18 protein-coding genes are annotated in these 18,467 nt (G+C 70.9%); 12 read left to right on the plus strand and 6 right to left on the minus strand.

The features are described from left to right. Positions 1–78: 78 nt before the first annotated feature. From AB0M02_RS41835 to AB0M02_RS41845, 3 genes are all read left to right on the plus strand, one after another. The gene (locus AB0M02_RS41835; RefSeq protein ID WP_364237950.1) at positions 79–1,233 is read left to right on the plus strand and encodes an HtaA domain-containing protein; all 1,155 of its coding nucleotides are present in this window, start codon (positions 79–81) and stop codon (positions 1,231–1,233) included. Between the two features lie 66 nt (positions 1,234–1,299). Next, the gene (locus AB0M02_RS41840; protein WP_364237952.1) at positions 1,300–2,277 is read left to right on the plus strand and encodes a DUF916 domain-containing protein; all 978 of its coding nucleotides are present in this window, start codon (positions 1,300–1,302) and stop codon (positions 2,275–2,277) included. 70 nt (positions 2,278–2,347) lie between these two features. After that, entirely contained in the window at positions 2,348–3,001 is a 654-nt protein-coding gene (locus AB0M02_RS41845) for a biliverdin-producing heme oxygenase (RefSeq protein ID WP_364237954.1), read from the plus strand. A gap of 511 nt (positions 3,002–3,512) precedes the next feature. Here AB0M02_RS41845 and AB0M02_RS41850 read toward each other — a convergent pair. Next, complete coding sequence (locus AB0M02_RS41850; RefSeq protein WP_364237955.1) at positions 3,513–6,812, minus strand: DUF4132 domain-containing protein; 3,300 nt, start codon at positions 6,810–6,812, stop codon at positions 3,513–3,515. 75 nt (positions 6,813–6,887) lie between these two features. Between AB0M02_RS41850 and AB0M02_RS41855 the strand changes: the two genes are divergently transcribed. The 6 genes from AB0M02_RS41855 (at position 6,888) to AB0M02_RS41880 (ending at position 12,702) form a co-directional block, all read left to right on the plus strand. Then, a complete protein-coding gene (locus AB0M02_RS41855; RefSeq protein ID WP_364237957.1) occupies positions 6,888–7,997 on the plus strand; it encodes a beta-eliminating lyase-related protein in 1,110 nt (369 codons plus the stop codon). Between the two features lie 16 nt (positions 7,998–8,013). Then, a complete protein-coding gene (locus AB0M02_RS41860) occupies positions 8,014–8,628 on the plus strand; it encodes a hypothetical protein (protein ID WP_364237959.1) in 615 nt (204 codons plus the stop codon). A gap of 85 nt (positions 8,629–8,713) precedes the next feature. Beyond that, on the plus strand, positions 8,714–9,865 hold the full coding sequence (locus AB0M02_RS41865) for a Gfo/Idh/MocA family oxidoreductase (protein WP_364237961.1): 1,152 nt from the start codon (positions 8,714–8,716) through the stop codon (positions 9,863–9,865). Position 9,866: 1 nt separating this feature from the next. Continuing rightward, positions 9,867–11,009 carry a dihydrodipicolinate synthase family protein gene (locus AB0M02_RS41870; RefSeq protein ID WP_364237963.1) on the plus strand — a complete coding sequence of 381 codons (1,143 nt, stop codon included), beginning with the start codon at positions 9,867–9,869 and terminating at the stop codon, positions 11,007–11,009. Further along, positions 11,006–11,800: a sugar phosphate isomerase/epimerase family protein gene (locus AB0M02_RS41875; protein WP_364237965.1), complete on the plus strand. Its 795-nt coding sequence runs from the start codon at positions 11,006–11,008 to the stop codon at positions 11,798–11,800. Before AB0M02_RS41870 ends, AB0M02_RS41875 begins: the two co-directional genes overlap by 4 nt. 152 nt (positions 11,801–11,952) lie before the next feature. Continuing rightward, entirely contained in the window at positions 11,953–12,702 is a 750-nt protein-coding gene (locus AB0M02_RS41880) for a protein kinase (protein WP_364237966.1), read from the plus strand. On the opposite strand, the gene AB0M02_RS41885 is transcribed toward AB0M02_RS41880, so the two are convergent. Beyond that, entirely contained in the window at positions 12,653–12,982 is a 330-nt protein-coding gene (locus AB0M02_RS41885) for a metalloregulator ArsR/SmtB family transcription factor (RefSeq protein WP_364237968.1), read from the minus strand. The genes AB0M02_RS41880 and AB0M02_RS41885 overlap by 50 nt on opposite strands. Positions 12,983–13,217: 235 nt before the next feature. Here AB0M02_RS41885 and AB0M02_RS41890 point away from each other — a divergent pair, with 235 nt between their 5' ends. Further along, entirely contained in the window at positions 13,218–13,589 is a 372-nt protein-coding gene (locus AB0M02_RS41890) for a hypothetical protein (RefSeq protein WP_364237969.1), read from the plus strand. Here the strand turns inward: AB0M02_RS41890 and AB0M02_RS41895 are convergent. Together AB0M02_RS41895 and AB0M02_RS41900 are read right to left on the minus strand one after the other, a co-directional pair. Further along, a complete protein-coding gene (locus AB0M02_RS41895; RefSeq protein WP_364237970.1) occupies positions 13,586–15,283 on the minus strand; it encodes a sodium:solute symporter in 1,698 nt (565 codons plus the stop codon). The two genes, AB0M02_RS41890 and AB0M02_RS41895, sit on opposite strands and share 4 nt — an antisense overlap. Position 15,284: 1 nt before the next feature. After that, entirely contained in the window at positions 15,285–15,638 is a 354-nt protein-coding gene (locus AB0M02_RS41900) for a DUF3311 domain-containing protein (protein ID WP_364237971.1), read from the minus strand. A 229-nt stretch (positions 15,639–15,867) separates the two neighbouring features. On the opposite strand from AB0M02_RS41900, the gene AB0M02_RS41905 reads away from it, so the two are divergent. Then, positions 15,868–16,572, plus strand: a complete 705-nt coding sequence (locus AB0M02_RS41905) for a DUF2071 domain-containing protein (RefSeq protein WP_364237972.1) — start codon at positions 15,868–15,870, stop codon at positions 16,570–16,572. A gap of 96 nt (positions 16,573–16,668) precedes the next feature. On the opposite strand, the gene AB0M02_RS41910 is transcribed toward AB0M02_RS41905, so the two are convergent. After that, positions 16,669–17,286, minus strand: coding sequence for a maleylpyruvate isomerase family mycothiol-dependent enzyme (locus AB0M02_RS41910; RefSeq protein ID WP_364237974.1), 618 nt, complete (start codon positions 17,284–17,286; stop codon positions 16,669–16,671). Positions 17,287–17,360: 74 nt separating this feature from the next. Between AB0M02_RS41910 and AB0M02_RS41915 the strand changes: the two genes are divergently transcribed. Continuing rightward, a complete protein-coding gene (locus AB0M02_RS41915) occupies positions 17,361–17,798 on the plus strand; it encodes a MarR family transcriptional regulator (RefSeq protein WP_364237976.1) in 438 nt (145 codons plus the stop codon). 45 nt (positions 17,799–17,843) lie between these two features. On the opposite strand, the gene AB0M02_RS41920 is transcribed toward AB0M02_RS41915, so the two are convergent. Further along, entirely contained in the window at positions 17,844–18,452 is a 609-nt protein-coding gene (locus AB0M02_RS41920; protein ID WP_364237977.1) for a biotin transporter BioY, read from the minus strand. Positions 18,453–18,467 lie beyond the last annotated feature (15 nt).

Raw genomic sequence — 18,467 nt, forward strand, 5'->3', positions numbered from 1 at the left:
CCTCCGATCTTGCGTTGATCACCAGATTAGGTGAGGCTAGCCTAACTTCACGCTTCACTTCGGAAGGAAATCACGAACATGGGCACAATCAACGGCCCGCATCGGGTCGCCATGTGGGCCGGTGCGATCGCGCTCGGCGCCGCCACCGCGCTGACCGGGGTCGCACCCGCGCTCGCCGCACCGGTCAATGTGGCCGGTGGCAGCCTCGACTGGGGCTTCAAGGCGTCGTTCCGGGCGTACGTCGGCACCGGCAACGGCAACCCGCCCATCGGGTTCAGCAACGGGGCCAGCCGGAATGCGGACGGGACGTTCGACTTCCCGGCCAACGGCGGGACCTACGACGCGGCTGCCGGTACGGCGACGGTCAACTATGGCGGGACGGTCGTCTTCTCGTACCCGGCTCATATGTTTGAAATCACCCTCGCCAACCCGACGCTGGTCGTGGACGGCGACGGGACCGGATCGCTGCTCGCCGACGTCGACCTGGTCGCCAACAACGGCACTACCCAGCAGCACCTCGACCAGGCCGAGATCGCCACGGTGGCGACCACCGCGCCCGCGGTCTCCGGCGGCGACATCGCGTTCTCGAATCTCGCCACCACCCTGACCGCGGCTGGAGCGAGCGCGTTCACCGGGTTCTACGCGGCCGGCACCGCACTCGACGCGCTATCCGCAACCGCGTCGACCTCGGCCACCGACCCGACGGACCCGACGGACCCGACCGATCCGGACCCGACGGACCCTGAGCCGGGCAACGGGTCCGCCACTCAGAAGATCACCGCAGCCGTCTCCGGCGGTGCGCTGACGCTGGCCTCGGCCGGTTCGGCAGTGGCGCTGTCGGCGGCCACGCCGGGGCAGACCGCGACCGGCAACCTCAACGCCGTGACGGTCAGCGACCTGCGCGGCACCAACGCCGGCTGGGACCTGGTCGGCCAGGTCACCGACTTCACGTCGGCCGGTGGCGGCTCCATCCCGGCCGCCAACCTCGGCTGGGAGCCGTCCGCAGCGGTGACCGGCACCGCCCTGGTCGCCGCCGACGGCGTGAAGAACGCGGTGACCCCGGGCAACCCGGTCGCGCCGGGCACCGGCCTGGGCACCAGCCGCACCCTCTGCACCGCCGAAACCGGGAGCAGCCTCGGAAGCTCCACCTGCGGCGCGGCGCTGAAGCTCGGTGTTCCCGAGTCCAGCGCGGCGGGTGAGTACAGCGCCGTGCTCACTCTCACGCTGGCCTGAACCCGGGAACCGGCCGGGGATTCCGCAACAATCCCCGGCCGGCTCGAACCCATCGTAAGGAGCAACATGATCGCGCGGGGCGCGCTTCTTCTGACGTTGCTGGCGGCGCCCGTGCCCGCGCCCGCGCACGCGCCGGGAGACAGCGGTGTGCGCTGGTCGGTGCAGCCGTCGACGGCCAAGGGCCCGGACGGCCGCGACTTCATCCTGCGCCGTGCCGCGCCCGGCGAGCGGCTCACCGACTACATCGGCATCACCAACCTGACGAACAAGGCGCAGACCTTCTCCGTGTACGGCACCGACGCCTACAACACCGATGACGGATCGTTCGCCCTGCTCCCGGCCGCGGACAAGCCGTCCGACATCGGTTCGTGGATCGCTCTCGGCGCCCGCTCGTTCACGGTGCCGGCGAACACCCGGCTGGACGTGCCGTTCTCGATCACCGTGCCGGTCAACGCGACGCCCGGTGACCACGCGGGCGGCGTGATCGCCTCGATCGCCGAGGAGACCACCGGCGCCGACGGCCAGAAGGTCCTGGTCGACCGCCGGGTCGCGGCCCGCGTTTATCTCACGGTCGCCGGGGCGGTTGCGCCCACGTTGAAGATCGATACGGTACGCCTGGAGTACGCACAATCCGCGAACCCGTCCGACGGCGGTGTCATGACCGTGCGCTACCTCGTCCGCAACACCGGCAACCAGCGGCTCAGCGGCACCGGCGCGGTACGTGTGACCGGCCCGTTCGGCTGGCGGCTCGCGCGTACCGAGGCCATGGAGATCCCCGAGTTGCTGCCCGGCGGCTCCGTGACGATCACCGAGAAGATCCTGGGCGTGCAGCCGACCGTTCGCCTCGACGCACGTGTCGAGGTCGAGCCCGCCACCTTTGAGCAGAAACTCCCCACGGTGTCCCGCAGCACCGGCGTCTGGGCGTGGCCGTGGGCCCTGGTCGCCCTGGTCGGCGCGCTCGTTCTCTACCTACTTATCCGCCTTATCCGACTTGTTCGGCGTCGTCGTGCGACGCGACCTCTGGACATCGTGCCCACCCCGTGACGACCATGAACACGACACCGAGGTCGTGCCGGATCTTCATTGCTCCGCAGATCAGGAAGGACGAGCCGACATGACCGGATTCGCCGCCCGCATCCGTCGCGCCACGATGGTCGAACATCGTGAGGCCGAGAACCGTACGTTCATCTCGCGCCTGATGGCCGGCACTGTCCCGGTGGCCGGCTTCGCCGAGCTCACCGCCCAGTACCTGGTCATCTACCGCGAGCTGGAGGCGGCCGCCGACGCCATGCGCGACGACGAGTTCGCCGCGCCCTTCGCCGACCCGGCCCTCTACCGGGTTCCCGCGCTCGAATCCGACCTGGCCCACCTCTACGGCCCGGACTGGCGCGCCACGGTGCCGACGCTCGCCTCCACTGCCCGGTACGCCGAACGCCTCCGTGCCTTCTGCCGCACCTCACCCGCGCACTTCATCGCCCACCACTACGTGCGCTACCTGGGCGACCTGAGCGGCGGCCAGCTGATCGGCCGCACCCTCGCCGAGAAGTACGGCCTGGACCGCAGCGCCACCGCCTTCTACCGCTTCGAGGGCATCCCGGACGCCCGCGCCTACAAGACCGCATACCGGCAGAAGCTGGACGCTCTGCAACTCCCCGAGGCCCAGCTCGCCGTGGCGGTGGCCGAGGCGCAGCTCGCCTTCACCTGCAACAGCGCGATCTTCCAGGAGCTGGGCGCCGCTTACCCGGACGACCTGATCTCCGCGGCCTGAACCACCCGGTCCCGCGGCGACAGCGCGAGCCCACCCACGACCTCGCGCCCGCGCCACCAACGCAGCCGTCAGCGCACGTCGCCATCGGCGCCCCGAACCCACGGCCTCCCGCTGAAATGAGAAACAACAGCCGCCTGCCGTCCCAAGCATTGCGTCTGCCGGGCGGTCCTCGGTCCTCGGAGGCGCCGGCCTCGCCAACCGACTGCGACCTTCCGGGGCGCCGGCGCTCCTCCCCGGGCGCTGGCCTGCCGGATGACGGCTCCCCGGATGGCGGCCCTCGCGCGGCGGTCCTCGCGCGGCGGTCCTCGCGCGGCGGCTCTCGCGCGGCGGCCTCGGCCGGCCGCCCAGGCGGGCGCAACGGCGGGGGCGTGACGGGCGCAACGGCGTGACGGGCGCAACGGCGGGGCGGGCGCACGGCGGGGCGGCACTACGCCACGGCGAGGGCCGGACGGGCGCAACGGCGGGCGGGGCGGGCGCTACGGCGGGGCGGCGCTACGGCGGGGCGGGGCGGTTACGGCGAGGTCAGGTCGGTCAGGTTGCGGAGTAGTTCGGAGGCGGTGACCGGGTCCAAGCGGCCGAACGGAATCCGCCCCTTGCCCGCCGGACCCCACTTGCTGCCGGTGCCGTCGTGCAGGTAGATCTCGGTCAGTTTCTGGTCGGGGAAGGTGGTCAGGTCGCCGATGGCGATGCCGGGGTCCAGTTCGATGGCCACCTCCAGCTCGGGGCTCAGGTGTAACTCCATGCGGTCCTGCATGCCGGCGTCCTGCGGGGCCTCGCGCTGCCAGCCGAAGCGTTCGAGACCGATCACCCTGGTGGTGGGCAGCGTGATGTTCTCGAAGCGGGCCAGATGGGTGGCCTCGCGCTCGTCCGGTGTCAGGGTGAGGACGGGGCGGCTGAGCTGCGGGAAGGGCTGCAGGATCTCGTAGTCGGCGAAGAGCTCGGCCCAGGCGGGCACCGCCGTGCCCAGGTGGACCGGGTGGGCGACGCCGACGAGGGCGTCGTCCGGCAGGGTGAACGCGTCGTCGTCCACGGTGGAGAAGGAACGGTCCTCGGCGACCCGGAACGCGGCGCCGGAGGAGTGGTCGGCCCAGACCAGGCGGCGGACCAGGTGCCAGAGCAGCGGGTGGGCGACGAAGAGCTGCCGGAACTCGGTGCCGGTCCAGCGGCGGCCGGTCACCATGGCGCGCTCGAGACGGCGAACCTGGTCGGCGGCGACGGTGCGGACGTCCTTCTTCAGGGCTGCGAACTGTTTCCAGGCGGCGGTTGCCAGCTCGGCGTCGTCGCGCGCGCCGGGCTTGGGCAGGGCCTTGAGTCGCTTGCCGGCGCTGTCGGTGACGAACGGGCGCAGCTGCTCGTCGAAGCCGACGACGAACTGGCGCGGGCCGTAGTCGAGTCGCAGGCTGCCGTCGGCCGCCAGCCCGAAGTCCGGGACGAGCCGGTCGGCGAGCTGGTCCGCGGTGAGCCCGAGGGCGTCCGCGACCTCGGTGATCTTCTGTTGGGCGGCCGACTTGAGGCCTTTGAACTTGGCCCGCTGGGCGACGCTGTGCAGGTGCATCAGCGCGACGTCGGTGCCGATCGTGGCGAGGATGTCGACGCCGGTGACGGCCTTGGCGTGGCCGCCCTCGCCGGGCCAGGCCAGGATCAGCGGGGTGAGCCGGCGGACGGTCTCGTCGTCGCCGAGCAGGCCGAGCGCGGTGAGCGCCCAATTCTCCTTCGCGTCGCCGCCGGAGGACTGCCAGCGCTGGAACACCGCCCAGGCGAACTCGGCCAGGTCGGACGGCTCGCAGGCGTCACGGACGATCGCCAGACCCGCGTAGGGCTCGTCGAGCTTGGAGATGGACAGGATGGTGATCACGTGCCCGACCGCGTCGGCGGGCAGCGCACCGGAGCCGTCGCGCAGGCGCACCGGCGGCAGGACGGCCGGGATCGCCCAGGTGGGCGTGGGTGGCATCCTGGCCGGGAGCACGGTGAGCGGGTCGGTGGCGAGCAGCGTCTCGATCGCGGCCGCGGCGTCGGGGCCGTAGGACGCGGCGGCCGTGCGGACCGCGTCGGAGTGCCCGTTGGCGTGCAGCGTCAGCAGGGCGCCCTCGGCCTGGCGGCGAGCCGGCCCGGCCTTGCCGAGCGCGGGTGCGACCAGGGCCCGTGCGGCCTCGGGATGCCGCAGCAGCCACGTCATCGCGACGCGGCGCAGGCTCTTGAGCCGGGCCAGCCACTCGGCCATCAGCACGGCGATCTCGGGTGACGAGTAGGGCATCAGCAGTGCGGCGTAGTCGGGCAGTGCGCGCTGCGCCAGCGGCAGGGCGTGCGGCAGCGCGTCGAGCTCGAAGCGGGCGACCAGCACGCGCATCCAGTGCTCCGCCTGCCAGGTCTCGGTGGACCGCCAGCCGGCGAGCAGCGGGCGGGCCAACTCCTCGGGCGCGTCGGCGAAGAACTCGAAGCCCTCGAACCACCTCGCGGTGCCGGCGGCGATCGACGCGGCGATGGCCGGCCAGTCGCGCACACCCTCGCTGTAGCGGGGGAACGGGGTGGTCCGCCAGGTCTCGCGCTCGCCGGGCAACCAGCTGACCGACACCGGGTCGGTGCAGGCCAGGCCGGAAATCACCACCGGCTTGACGGGCTTGCCGCGGTGCAGCCACGGCGGATCGGTCAGCAGCGGTGGCAGCGCGGTGCCGGGCGCGACGGTCATCGACGCAGTCTGCTGGATGATCCGCTCCACCCGGCCGGCCGACTCCGGATCCAGCGAGGGAAGGGCCCGCTCGGCCAGGTCGGTGTGCGTGAGCACGTGCTCGGCCAGCAGGTCGGGAGCGGCGTCGCTCTCGGCAAGAACTCGCAGGGCGATCTCGGGGTGACGCTCGGCCGTCTTGCGCAGGGCGGTCGTCACGTGTTTGCCGTCGGCGCGCTCCAGCAGACCGCGCACCACCTCCTCGCTGGGGAGCACGGTGAGGATCGAGAGCACACGCTGCCGGATGTCGGTGCTGCCGGCCGAGGCGTCGAGCCAGTGGAACAGCGCCGGTGCCGCGCCCACGCCGACCCCGTCGACCAGCGTGGTGAGCACGGTCATCGAGCTGACCACGGTGTAGTGGTGCGCCACGGCGGCGAGGGCCGAGGCCTGGGCCCCGGTGCCGGCCGCGGTGAGCAGGACCGCCGCGCGGAACTCGTCGTTGTCGGCGATCGCCGAGGCGATGTCCGCCTCGACCCACTCGTGCCGCGCCGGGACCAGCACCGAGGCGGCGAAGCTCGCGTAGGGGTGTGTGGCGCGGTGCGGCGCCAGGGCGGCGACGACCGCCGTGTAGTCCTCCTCGGAGGCGGTGGCGACCGCCTCGCGCACCCGCAGCAGCACCTCGGTCCGGATGTCGATGATCCAGGCGTGATGCGACTCGCCGGGGCGCATCGCCCGGACGCCGTAGCGCGTGTCGGGCCCCGAATAGCGATGGAAGTCGTCGGTCATGAGCATCGCCTGCAGCGTGACCGCCGCCTCGGCGGCGAACCGGACGCCCCGCTCGGCGACCCAGGTGTCCGCGATGGCGACGGCGCGGGGGCGGTCGTTGAAACCGCCGGTCGTCGCCGCCGCGGCGGCGGCCGCGCCGAACGGTGTCGCGTCGGCTGCGCGGTCCAGCCAGGCCCGCGCGGCGAGCCGGGTGGACTCGCCGGTGGTGGGCGCGGCGAGGATCACGTGCGCCTGGCGGTCGCGGACCGCCGCGTCGAACGCCTGCCGGGCATCCGGGCCCGGCACGAAACGCTGTGCCCCGGCGCTGCCTCGGCGCGCGATGCGGTGCCGGTGCCACGCGGAGGGGAGGACGAAGTCAGCCATGGCCCGGAACGTTAGCGCCGCCCTCCGACAAATTCGGGCTGGCCCACCATGGTCAAGATCTGCGATTATCCGGCCATGTCGGACAACACACGACAACACCGCCTGGCCGCCATGCGCGCCTGCGACCGGATCCTCTCCGGCGTCCGCCCGGTGACGATGCGCGAGCGCCTCGCCGACCTCGGCGCGGGCGGTGACCTGGACGGACTGCCCGACTTCTACGGCGACGGGCCGGTCACGGCGCTGGAGGAGAAGGTCGCCGGCCTGCTCGGCACCGAGGCAGCGGTCTTCTTCCCGACCGGGACGATGGCGCAGCAGGTCGCACTGCGGTACGGCGCCGACCGCACCGGCATCCCGGCCGTCGCCCTGCACCCGCTCGGGCATCAGGAGATGCACGAGCGGCACGCGTACGCGGACCTGAGCAACCTCCGCGCGGTCCGGTCCACATCAGCGGCCCGCAACCCCACCGCCGCCGACATCGCCCTGCTGGACGAGCCGGTCGGCACCGTGGTGGTCGAGTTGCCGTTGCGGGACGCCGGGTTCGTGCTGCCCACCTGGGACGAGTTGACCGAGACGTGCGCGGCCGCGCGGGCGTTCGGCGCCCGGATCCACTTCGACGGTGCCCGGATCTGGGAGTCCACCCCGTACCTCGGGAAGACGTTGCGTCAGGTCGCGGCGCTGGCCGATAGCACGTACGTCTCCTTCTATAAATCTGTCGACGGCATTGCCGGCGCCGCACTCGGCGGGACCAGCGACCTGGCCGCGTTCGCTCGCGCCTGGCGGCACCGGTACGGCGGAAACGTCTTCCAGCAATGGCCCACCGCGCTGCTGGCGACGGCCGGTCTCGACCGCGAACTGCCCCGGCTGCCCGGCTATGTCAGCCACGCCCGGACGATCGCCACCGCCCTGGCCGGCCTGCCCGGCGCCCGGGTGCATCCGCAGCCGCCGCACACTCACCAGTTCCGCCTCTTCCTGCCGTTCCCGGCGCGTGCCCTGGACGCCGCCGCGCTGGCCCTGGCGGAGCAGGAGAAGATCTGGTTCGTCGGCGGCTGGCGGGACACCGAGGTCCCGGGCGTCGCGATGACCGAGGTGACGATCGCGGCCGCGGCCCTGGAGTGGACCGCGGCCGACGTGGTGGAAACCGGACACCGTTTCCTGCAGAAGGTGACCGGCATCACAGCGAGGTGAAGATAGGCTCGGCCCGATGGGGACATGGCTGGCCACGATCCGTTTTCCGGACGGCGCCGTGCGGTTTGCGAGCTACAGCACCGTCGTCGAGTCCGTCGGGACGACGCTGCATCCCGGCGTGCGTGACGACGCCGGCCGCGCACAGCCCGCCGGTGAGCCGTTCCCCCGTTTCCCCGACGCTCCGCAGGCGCCGATCGGCGACCTGATCCTGGTCACCGTCGAGCGCGAGCCCGACGACGATTCCTGGCACGCGCTGTACTGCCCGAACCGCGCGGACCTGGTCGGTCCACTGTCTCCCCACTACCGGTACCGGCTGCAGGAGGAGTACGACCTGGTCCGGGACGAGGACGGCACGCGGCACCTCTGCGAGTGGGCCGGTGAGAAGGCCGAGTGCGGCCGGGTCGTCACCGGCGAACCCCTCGGCCTGCAGTATCCGGCGTGGGGGATGGGCATCGAGCCGTCGCCCGCGTACCGGGGTGACCCGCCACCCGCGCCCGACCTGTTCGAGGAGTGGGACGCGCCGGACATCTGCCGTCCGTGCCTCCTGGCCTGGCTGAAAACGCCGGAGGTGCCTGCTCCGGCCGTTTTCGAGCGCCGGCAACCGAGGCCCTGGTGGCGATTCGGCCGATAGCGCCCCTTGTCCGGAACCCATCCGGCGGCCTACGCTGCCAGCAGCAGGAAAGCGCTTTCCTCATGACCGCCCGGAGGAGTTCCACATGGCAGCGCGCAGATCGATCGGAATCGTCATCAACGGGGTGACCGGTCGGATGGGCTACAGGCAGCACCTGGTCCGTTCGCTGCTCGCGATCCGCGAGCAGGGTGGCGTACCGCTCGCCGGCGGCGGGCACATCTGGCCCGAGCTGGTCCTGGTCGGCCGCGACCCGGACCGACTGGCCGCGATCGCGTCCCGGCACGGGCTCACCGAGTGGACCACCGATCTGGACGCGGCGCTGGCCCGGCCGGACGTCGAGGTCTACTTCGACGCCCAGGTGACCGCCCAGCGCGAGAAGGCGATCCGGCAGGCGATCGCGGCCGGCAAGCACATCTACACCGAGAAGCCGCTCGCCGAGAGCTCCGCGGCCGCCGAGGAGCTGGCCGAGCTGGCCACCACGGCCGGGATCCGCAGCGGCGTGGTGCAGGACAAGCTGTTCCTGCCCGGCCTGCGCAAGCTGAAGCGGCTGATCGACGGCGGGTTCTTCGGCCGGATCCTGTCGGTCCGCGGTGAGTTCGGATACTGGGTGTTCGAGGGCGACTGGCAGGTCGCTCAGCGCCCGTCGTGGAACTACCGGGCGGCCGACGGCGGCGGCATCGTGATGGACATGTTCCCGCACTGGAACTACGTGCTCGAGGAGCTGTTCGGCGCGGTGCGCGGGGTGCAGTGCACGATCGCCACGCACATCCCCAAGCGGGTCGACGAGCGCGGCGAGGAGTACGTGGCCGACGCCGACGACGCCGCGTACGCGATCTTCGAGCTGGAGGGCGGCGTCGTCGCTCAGCTGAACTCGTCCTGGACGGTCCGGGTCAACCGCGACGAACTGGTCGAGTTCCAGGTCGACGGCACCGAGGGCAGCGCCGTCGCCGGCCTGCGCGGTTGCAAGATCCAGCACCGGGCGACCACGCCGAAGCCGGTCTGGAACCCGGACCTGCCGCTGACCGGGGCCTCCTTCCGTGACCAGTGGACCGAGGTGCCGGACAACGACGAGTTCGACAACGGCTTCAAGGTGCAGTGGGAGGCGTTCCTGCGGCATGTGGTGGCGGGCGAGGAGTTCCACTGGGACTTCGCGTCGGGCGCGCGTGGCGTACGCCTGGCCGAGGCCGGTCTGCAGTCGGCGCGTGAGGGCCGCCGCATCGAGCTGGGGAACGCCTGACATGGCCACCGTGAACCTGCCCGGCGGGCGCAAACTCGTCCTCACCGACCGGACGGCCTGGGCGAAACCGGTCAAGCCGGCGGAGAGCCGGATCGCCTACGCTGCCGCGCACGTCGTCGCGGACCCGCTCGCGGAGAACTCGCCCGGCGCGCCCGCGGTCCTCGACTGGGAGTCCACGCTGGACTTCCGCCGCCATCTCTGGGCGCACGGTTTCGGTGTCGCCGAGGCGATGGACACCGCGCAGCGGGGCATGGGCCTGGACTACACCGCGACCAGGGAGCTGATCCGGCGAAGTGCGGCGGAGGCGGCCGCGTGCGGGGGACGGATCGTCGCCGGCGTCGCCACCGACCAGCTTCCGGTGGGTCCGGCTTCTTTAGATCAAGTGCATGCAGCGTACGGAAGCCAGCTCGCCGATGTTCTGCATGCCGGCGCGACCCCGGTGCTCATGTGCAGTCGTCACCTGGCGGCCGCCGCGCGCGACGCCGACGACTATCTCCACATTTACCGTGATCTGCTTGATACTTCGGACAAACCGGTTGTCCTGCACTGGCTCGGCACCGCGTTCGATCCCGCACTCGAGGGCTACTGGGGCTCCTCCGATGTGGAGAAGGCCACCGAGACCGTCCTCGAGCTGATCAACGCCAACCCGGCCAAGGTCGACGGCATCAAGATCTCGCTGCTCGACGCCGACCACGAGATCCGGTTGCGCCGCCGCCTCCCCGCCGGTGTCCGGCTCTACACCGGGGACGACTTCAACTACCCGACGCTGATCCGCGGCGACGAGCAGGGTTACTCGGACGCACTGCTCGGCATCTTCGCCGCGATCGCCCCCGCCGCCGCGGCCGCCCTCGCCGCGCTGGACCGGGGCGACCTGGACGAGTACGACCGGATCCTCGCACCGACCGTCCCGCTGTCCCGGCACATCTTCAAGGCGCCGACGTTCTACTACAAGACCGGCATCGTGTTCCTCGCCTGGCTCGCCGGGCACCAGAACCACTTCACCATGGTGGGTGGCCTGCAGTCCGGCCGGTCGGTGCCGCACTTCGCCAAGCTGATCGAGCTGGCCGACGCGGCCGGCCTGCTGCCCGACCCGTCGCTCGCCGCGTACCGGGCGAACCGATTCTTCGAGGTGACCGCGGGATGAACCGGCTCTCCTTCAACCAGATCACCGCGAAGCACTGGGCGCTGCCCGACCTGGTCCAGGGCCTGACCGAGGCCGGCGTAGGCCAGGTCGCGCTCTGGCGCGAGCCGGTCGACGAGTACGGCCTGGAACGCTCCGCCGCCCTGGTACGCGACGCCGGCCTGTCCGTCACCTCGCTCTGTCGCAGCGGCTTCTTCCAGGCCCCGGACTGGTACGACGACAACCGCCGAGCCGTCGACGAGGCCGCCGCCCTCGGCACCTCGGTCCTGGTCCTGGTCTCCGGCGGCCTGCCCGAGGGTTCCAAGGACATCGCCGGCGCCCGCAAGCACGTCGCCGACGCGATCGCCCAGCTCGTGCCGCACGCGGCCGCCGCCGGTGTCACGCTGGCGATCGAGCCGCTGCACCCCATGTACGCCGCCGACCGCTGTGTGATCAGCACCTGGGACCAGGCGATGGCGATCGCCGAGCAGCATCCGGTCGGCCAGGTCGGCGTCACCGTCGACACCTACCACCTGTGGTGGGACGACACCGCGCTCGACAAGATCGAGCAGGCCGGTGAGCGGATCGCGATCTACCAGCTCGCCGACTGGATCACCCCGCTGCCGGCCGGTGTGCTCACCGGCCGCGGCCTGCCCGGTGACGGCTGTGTGGACATGCGCGCCTTCCACGCCGCGGTGGAGAAGGCCGGGTACACCGGCCCGATCGAGGTCGAGGTCATGAACTCCGAACTCTGGCAGCGGCCCGGCCGGGACATCCTCGCGGCGACCATCGCCGGCTATCGACAGGTCTTCTGAGCTCCGGATCGGTTCTTCTGAGCTCCGGATCGGCGGCGAGGGTCAACGGCGCCCGCTCGCCCCGACTCCGGTCTCCCGGCGCCGCCTCCGCGCCGTCAAGGCGGCGTCGGGAGCTACCCTCTTTCCAAGATCTTGATTGACAGGGGGTGACCATGGCGGGCATCGACACCCCGGCCGGGTACACCCGTCTGGAACGGATGAGCACCGGGCCCGAGGGCGACGTCTACCAGGCGTGGGACGAGCACGCCGGCCGTCACGTCGCGCTCAAGCTCTTCCACCGGTACGCCGGTGGGAGAGCCGAGGAGGCCTCGTTCGCCGCCTACTGCGCGGTTGCCGTCGGCCTCGGCCGGCACCCGTCGATCGTGCCGGTCCGGTACGGCGGGATCACCGCCACCGGCCGCCCCTGGCTCGTCCTGGACCTGATCGAGGGCGGCACGCTGGCCGAGGCGATGCGCGGCGACTCCCCGCCCGCACCGGCTGACGCGTTGCGGATCGCCATCGCCCTGGCCGACGCGATGGCCTGGGCACACTCGCTCCGGCCACCCGTCGCGTACGGCCGGCTGCGACCGGATCACATCCTGCTCGACCCGTCCGGTGCGCCGATGCTCGCCGACTTCGTGGCGCCGTTGGTGACCACCTCGGCGTCACCGGCCGCGGATGTCGTCGCCCTCGGCACGCTGCTGTTCCAGATGCTCACCGGAAATCCCTGGCCGGGCGTGCCGGAGCGGGACGACCCGCTGGTCGCGGCGTGGCCGGGACTGACCCGGCTCCTGGATCAGGTGGTGGCGCCGATTCCGCAGGTGGGCACCATGACGGAGTTCGCTGCCCGGTTGCGTGAGGTGCGGGCGGGGCTCACCGCTGATGCGCCCGGAGTTCCACCAGAAGACCATCACGATCAGTGAGGACCGCGCCGAGGATGCGCCGACCCGCCGCGAGCAGGTCCGCCACTCCGGTGTTCAGCGCGTACATCACCAGCGACCCGTCGCGGAACGAGCTGACGATGCCGGCCCGGCGGAGCACGGCCAGCTGCTGTGACAGGTTGGACGCTTCCACGTCGATCTCCGCGAGCAGGTCACGTACGGGTTTGGGACCGTCCTGGAGGAGTTCCAGCACCCGGATCCGTACCGGATGACCGAGCGTGCGGAACATTTCTGCCTTCGCCTGGTACAGCGGCACTGACACGGCGCGTCCCTCCGCCTGGACCGGTGGCTTTCAACGCATCACAACGCCGTCGCGGCGCACTGGTGACGGGCGATGAACACTTTCGGAGTTGAAGAAATCCGCAACTGGATCGACAAGCGAAATCAAAGTCGCATGGGCACTTCTGTCCGAACCGGACAGCATGTGCGACCGGTCCGGCCCGACCTCGGAGAGGCTGCTGAACCAGAGTCGAGAAGAGGCCCGGGGAGGAAACGCAATGCCGGACATGGACGTAGCCCTCAAGGACGCGATGCAGATCGACGGCGCCATCGGCGCCGCTCTCGTCGACCGGTCCAGCGGGATGGCACTGGGCATCGCCGGCGGAGGCCGGGAGTTCGACCTCACCGTGGCCGCCGCCGCGAACACCGAGGTGATCCGCGCGAAGCTGCGCACCATGGAGATGCTCAACCTGCACGAGAAGATCGAGGACATCCTGGTCAGCCTCGACACGCAGTACCACCTCATCCGGCCGCTGACCGGGCGGTCCGGGCAGGGTCTCTTCCTCTATCTCGCGCTGAAGAAGGACCGGGCGAACCTGGCGCTCGCCCGGCACCAACTCAAGCGCATCGAAGAGGGACTGGATATCTAAAGCCGGGTCGACGGGCGGCGGGGGATGGGCGTGAAGTAGTTGGTGGGTGCCGGGACCGGTTCGCGTACCGGGTCGCCGTCGAGGATCTCGGTCATCCGGCGCACGGTCGGGTCGCCCTCGTCGGCGACGTAGTCGTGGTCGCGCGTGTGGTCCCGGCCGTCGGGGATGCCCAGTCCGCGGAAGATCGGCGTCAGCGCGAAGGTGAGGATCAGGTTCACGGCCAGCGCCACGACGCCGACATAGATGCTGGCGTTGCTGTCGATGCCGATGGTGTCCAGCGGCCAGGCTGATCCGCCGAAGTGCTCGCGCACCACGGTCCGGCCGTCCGCGCCGCCGAACTTGGGCACCTGGTACAGCATCACCATGCCGACCAGCAGGCTGGCGCCGATCCCGGTACCGAGCGCCCACCGGTGGAACCAGTTGGTGTAGAGGCCGAGCGCCACCGCGGGCAGCGTCTGCATGATCACCACGCCGCCGATGAGCTGGAGGTCGATCGCGAACTGCGTGTTGAGCAGCAGGATCACCAGCAGCGCGCCGAACTTCACGGTCAGCGAGACGGTCTTGCTGACGTACGTCTCCTCCTTGGCGGAGGCGCCCGGCCGGAAGTACTCGCGGTAGATGTCCCGGGTGAACAGGTTGGCCGCCGCGATCGACATGATCGCGGCCGGCACCATGGCGCCGACACCGATCGCGGCGAAGACCATGCCGGCGGTCCAGGCGGGTGAGTTGTCGGCGAACCACTGGGGTACGACGGTGTTGCTGTTGCCGCCGACGGCCTGCGTGTTGCTGTAGATCGCGGCGAATCCGACCAGCATCAGGATGCCCAGCGTCAGTGTGTAGATCGGCAGCACGGCCAGGTTGCGCCGCAGCGTGCCCCGGTTCCGCGCGGCCAGCACACCGGTCAGCGTGTGCGGGTAGAGGAAGAGCGCCACCGCCGACCCGAGCGCCAGCGTCACGTAGTTGAGCTGGCTCTGCTCCGGCAGCAGCAGCCCGTCGTCGGTACGCGGGGTCGCCGCGAACTTCGCCTCCGCCAGCCGGAACACCGGATCCCAGCCGCCCGGCATCATCGACACGATCATGACGACGGAGAGCACGGCCCACAGCACCAGCGTGTCCTTGACGATCGACACCAGGGCGGGCCCGCGCAGCCCGGAGCTGAACGTGTAGAGCGCCAGCACCACGAACGCGATCGTCAGCGGCCAGCCCTTGGGCAGGCCCATCACCTCGAAGACCGCCTCGATGCCGATCAACTGCAGCGCGATGTACGGCATCGTGGCCACGATCCCGAGAACGGCGATCACGGTGCCCAGCTCCCGTGAGCCGAACCGGGCGCGGACGAACTCCGCCGGTGTGACGAAGCCGTGCACGTGGCAGACCGACCAGAATCGGGCAAGCACCACGAACAGCATCGGGTAAACGATCACCAGGAACGGCACTGGGAAGAAGCCGGCCGCGCCGAGCCCGTACACGAGGGTGGGCACCGCGACGAACGTGTACGCCGTGTAGACGTCGCCACTGAGCAGGAAGAACGTCACCCAGTTGCCGAACGCGCGCCCGCCGAGGCCCCACTCCTCAAGACTGTGGATGTCGTTCGGCCGACGCCATCGAGAGGCCGCGAACCCCATGATCGCAACCAGTCCAAAGATCAACGTGAAGACGGCGAGCTGCATCCCCTGGTCGTCCAGTGCGGGCATCTCAGCGGTCCTTCAGGTGGACGTAGGCGATGACACTGCTGGCCAGGAACGCGAATCCGAGCTGGCACCAGTAGAAGAACGGCAGTCCGAGGAAGGACGGCTCGAGCCGGTTGTAGAGCATCGGCATCAGCGGCAGCACGATGGGGATCAGCAGCAGCCAGTGCCGGGGATGGGAGTCGGGGCGCCGGAAGAAGCCGCGCAGGGTCCGGCGTACCGGGATCACGTGGTCGGGCGCGGCGTGTCGCGGGTGGACGGCCGGCATGCTCCGCGGGATCTCGGCGCGGGGCGGCCATTGGGGGGGTGGGCCCTGGATGGTGGTGTGCCAGTCAACTTGTCCGTAACGCCTGTCCGCCATGGCAGCCTCCGGAGGGTGATCATCTGTCCACCGGCCGCAATGTTTGCAGGTGACTTTAGTCACGATCATCGTCCGTTCGGCTGACGGGTGATCGTCCATCCATCCACTTCTATCAATCGTTAGTACGGTTTGCCATGCGGTTTGACGCCGAGCATCCACAACTGAAGGCAGCTGTTCCATTCGCCCCTGAACGGTGCGTTGCGTTGGCAAACTGGGCGGGGAGGTACGCGTGGACAAGATCCGCACCGCCATGATGGTTCAGCAGTGGCGGCAGCTGACATTTCTGCACTGGCGTTACCCGGCCGACGTGGTGCAGCGATTGCTGCCCGCCGAGCTGACCCCGCACACCCACGACGGTGAGGTCTGGGTGGGATTGATCCCGTTCCTGATGTGCGAGGTGCGGCCGCCGAAGCTGCCCGAGTTGCCGTGGCTGTCCCGGTTTCCGGAGACCAACCTGCGGACGTACGTGACCGGGCCGGACGGCGGCCAGGGCATCTGGTTCTTCTCGCTCGACGCGGCCCGTCTCGCGGCGGTGGCGACGGCCCGTGCCGGGCTGAGCCTGCCCTACCGCTGGTCGCGGATGTCGCTGCGACGCGAGGGCGACGTCACGACGTACCAGGGTGCCCGCCTCTACGAACCGCGGGGCGCCGGGTACCGGATCAGCGTCCGATCCGGCGCCGGCTGTCCGGAGGCTGAACCCGGCTCACTCGACCACTTCCTCACCACCCGGCACCGGCTGTACACGGTGAAGATGGGACGCCTGGTCTCCGTCGACGTGTGGCATCCGCCCTGGCAGTTGCACCGGGCCGAGGTGCTCGAACTGCGGCAGGACATCACCGCGGCGGCCGGGCTGCCCCGGCCGCACGGTGCGCCGCTGGTCCATTACTCGCCCGGGGTGCGCACCCGGATCGGGCTGCCGAAACTCATCCGCTGAACTCGGTCTCGAGCATCCCGAACTGACGTGGCGTAGCCCTGACCGGCGAACTCCGGGTAGCCGGGTATCCCCGGGTTGTTCGCACACCAGTTCGAGTTATCCACACCCTGTGCGCACAGCCTGTGCATTACCGGCGGCGGTCCGGCCGGTCAGCAGCAGAAGCAGCGACGCGATCGGCGCGCTGATCTCCTGTCCGGCGCCGGCGCTCCAGTCGGCGTCGGTGGCGACCAGCCGTGTTCCCTTGAACCTGCGCCGGGCCCAGAACGGCCAGCCCATCGTCCACACCCGATCGGCACCCGCCACGGCCGCGTCCCGCGGCATGCCCAGCCGGCGGCGGAGCGGAACCGCGATGTCCTGCGCGTGCACCAGGACGTCGAAGAGGATGTTGCGGTAGTTGGTCACCGCCGGCAGCCGCTGCGAAGCGGCATGCTGCCGCAGCTCGGCGACGAGCTCCACCGGGGATCGCGCCGCGTGCCGCACGGCCATGTCGTGGTTGAGCCGATGGAAGCGGCCGCCGGCCCGGATCGCCGCGGCGGTCATGGCCAGCGGTCCCGGTGGCTGCGGTGCCAGCGCGAGGTGAGCGGCCACGTCACGGGCCCGCCAGCCCGCGCAGAGCGACGGCGCCTCCCACTCGGCATCGGTCAGCCCGTCCAGCAGATCGGCCACCGCGAGCCGCTGCGCGGTGATCACTCGCCAACTCTCCGCGGCGTCCATGGCGCCCCCCAAGAAGTCAGATTCTCGTACTAAAGTAGTCAGCGTATCTGACTTTTACTCAAGGGGAATGTCGCATGCCGCAAGAGACACCGAACGTGGGTGTGCTGATGTTCGTGGCGTACCGGGAGATGGAACGGCGCGTCCTCGACGCCGTCGTCGCCGCGGGTTACGACGTCACGCTCGCCCAGGCGCGGATCTTCCAGCGGATCGGCCCGGACGGCACCCGGCTCGTCGAGCTGGCCGATCAGGCGCAGGTCACCAAGCAGACGGCCGGGTTCCTCGTCGATCAGCTGGAGCGGGCCGGTTTCGTCGAGCGGGTGGCCGACCCGACCGACGGCCGCGCGCGGCTGGTGCGGATCGCGGAGCGGGGCCGGCGGGCCGGTGAGATCGCGGCCGGCGTGGTCGCCGAGGTGGAGGCGGAGTGGGTGGCCCACCTGGGCAAACGGCGGATGGGCCAGCTGCGCGACACGCTCACCAAGCTGCGCGAGATCACCGATCCTTACGCGCGGTGACGCTCAGTCCGGGCGATGCGGTCGCCCGGTGTCGGCCCGCCGGTGTCAGAAGCGGTCGCGGCCGGTGTCGACGTGCCGGCGAACCAGCAGCCAGGCTCCGGGCAGCAGGGCCGCCGCCAGCGCCGTCTTCAGGACGTCGCCGATGACGTACGGGAAAAGGCCGTTCGCCAGCGCGGAAGCCAGGTCCATGCCGGTTGCGAACGCGAGCCACGGCACCCCGACCAGGTAGATGAGCGCGTTGCCGGCCGCCATCAGCGCCACCGTGAGACCCGGGCGGCGGTCCGCACCGAGCGCGGCGAGCTGACCGGTGAGCGCGGCGGCGAGGACGAACCCGACGAGGTAACCGGCGGTGGCGGTGGGCCAGCCGGACGCGCCGTCGGCGAACCACGGGACGCCGAGGACGCCGGCCGCCATGTAGAGCACCATGCCGGCGGCACCGCGGCTCGCGCCGAGGGTCGCGCCCACCAGCAGGACGGCGAAGGTTTGACCGGTGATCGGAACGGGTGATCCGGGAACCGGGATCGCGATCTGCGCGGCGGCGCCGACGGCGGCCGCGGCGCCCAGGGTGAGGGCCACGTCCCGCACGGCGGAGCGGCCCCAGACGTCCGCCAGGACGCCGGTCGACCGGCCCGGAACCACTGCGCTGAACGTCACCGCGAAGCCCTTCTG

This window comes from Actinoplanes sp. NPDC051861, from assembly GCF_040681145.1.
Taxonomy (GTDB): Bacteria; Actinomycetota; Actinomycetes; order Mycobacteriales; family Micromonosporaceae; genus Actinoplanes.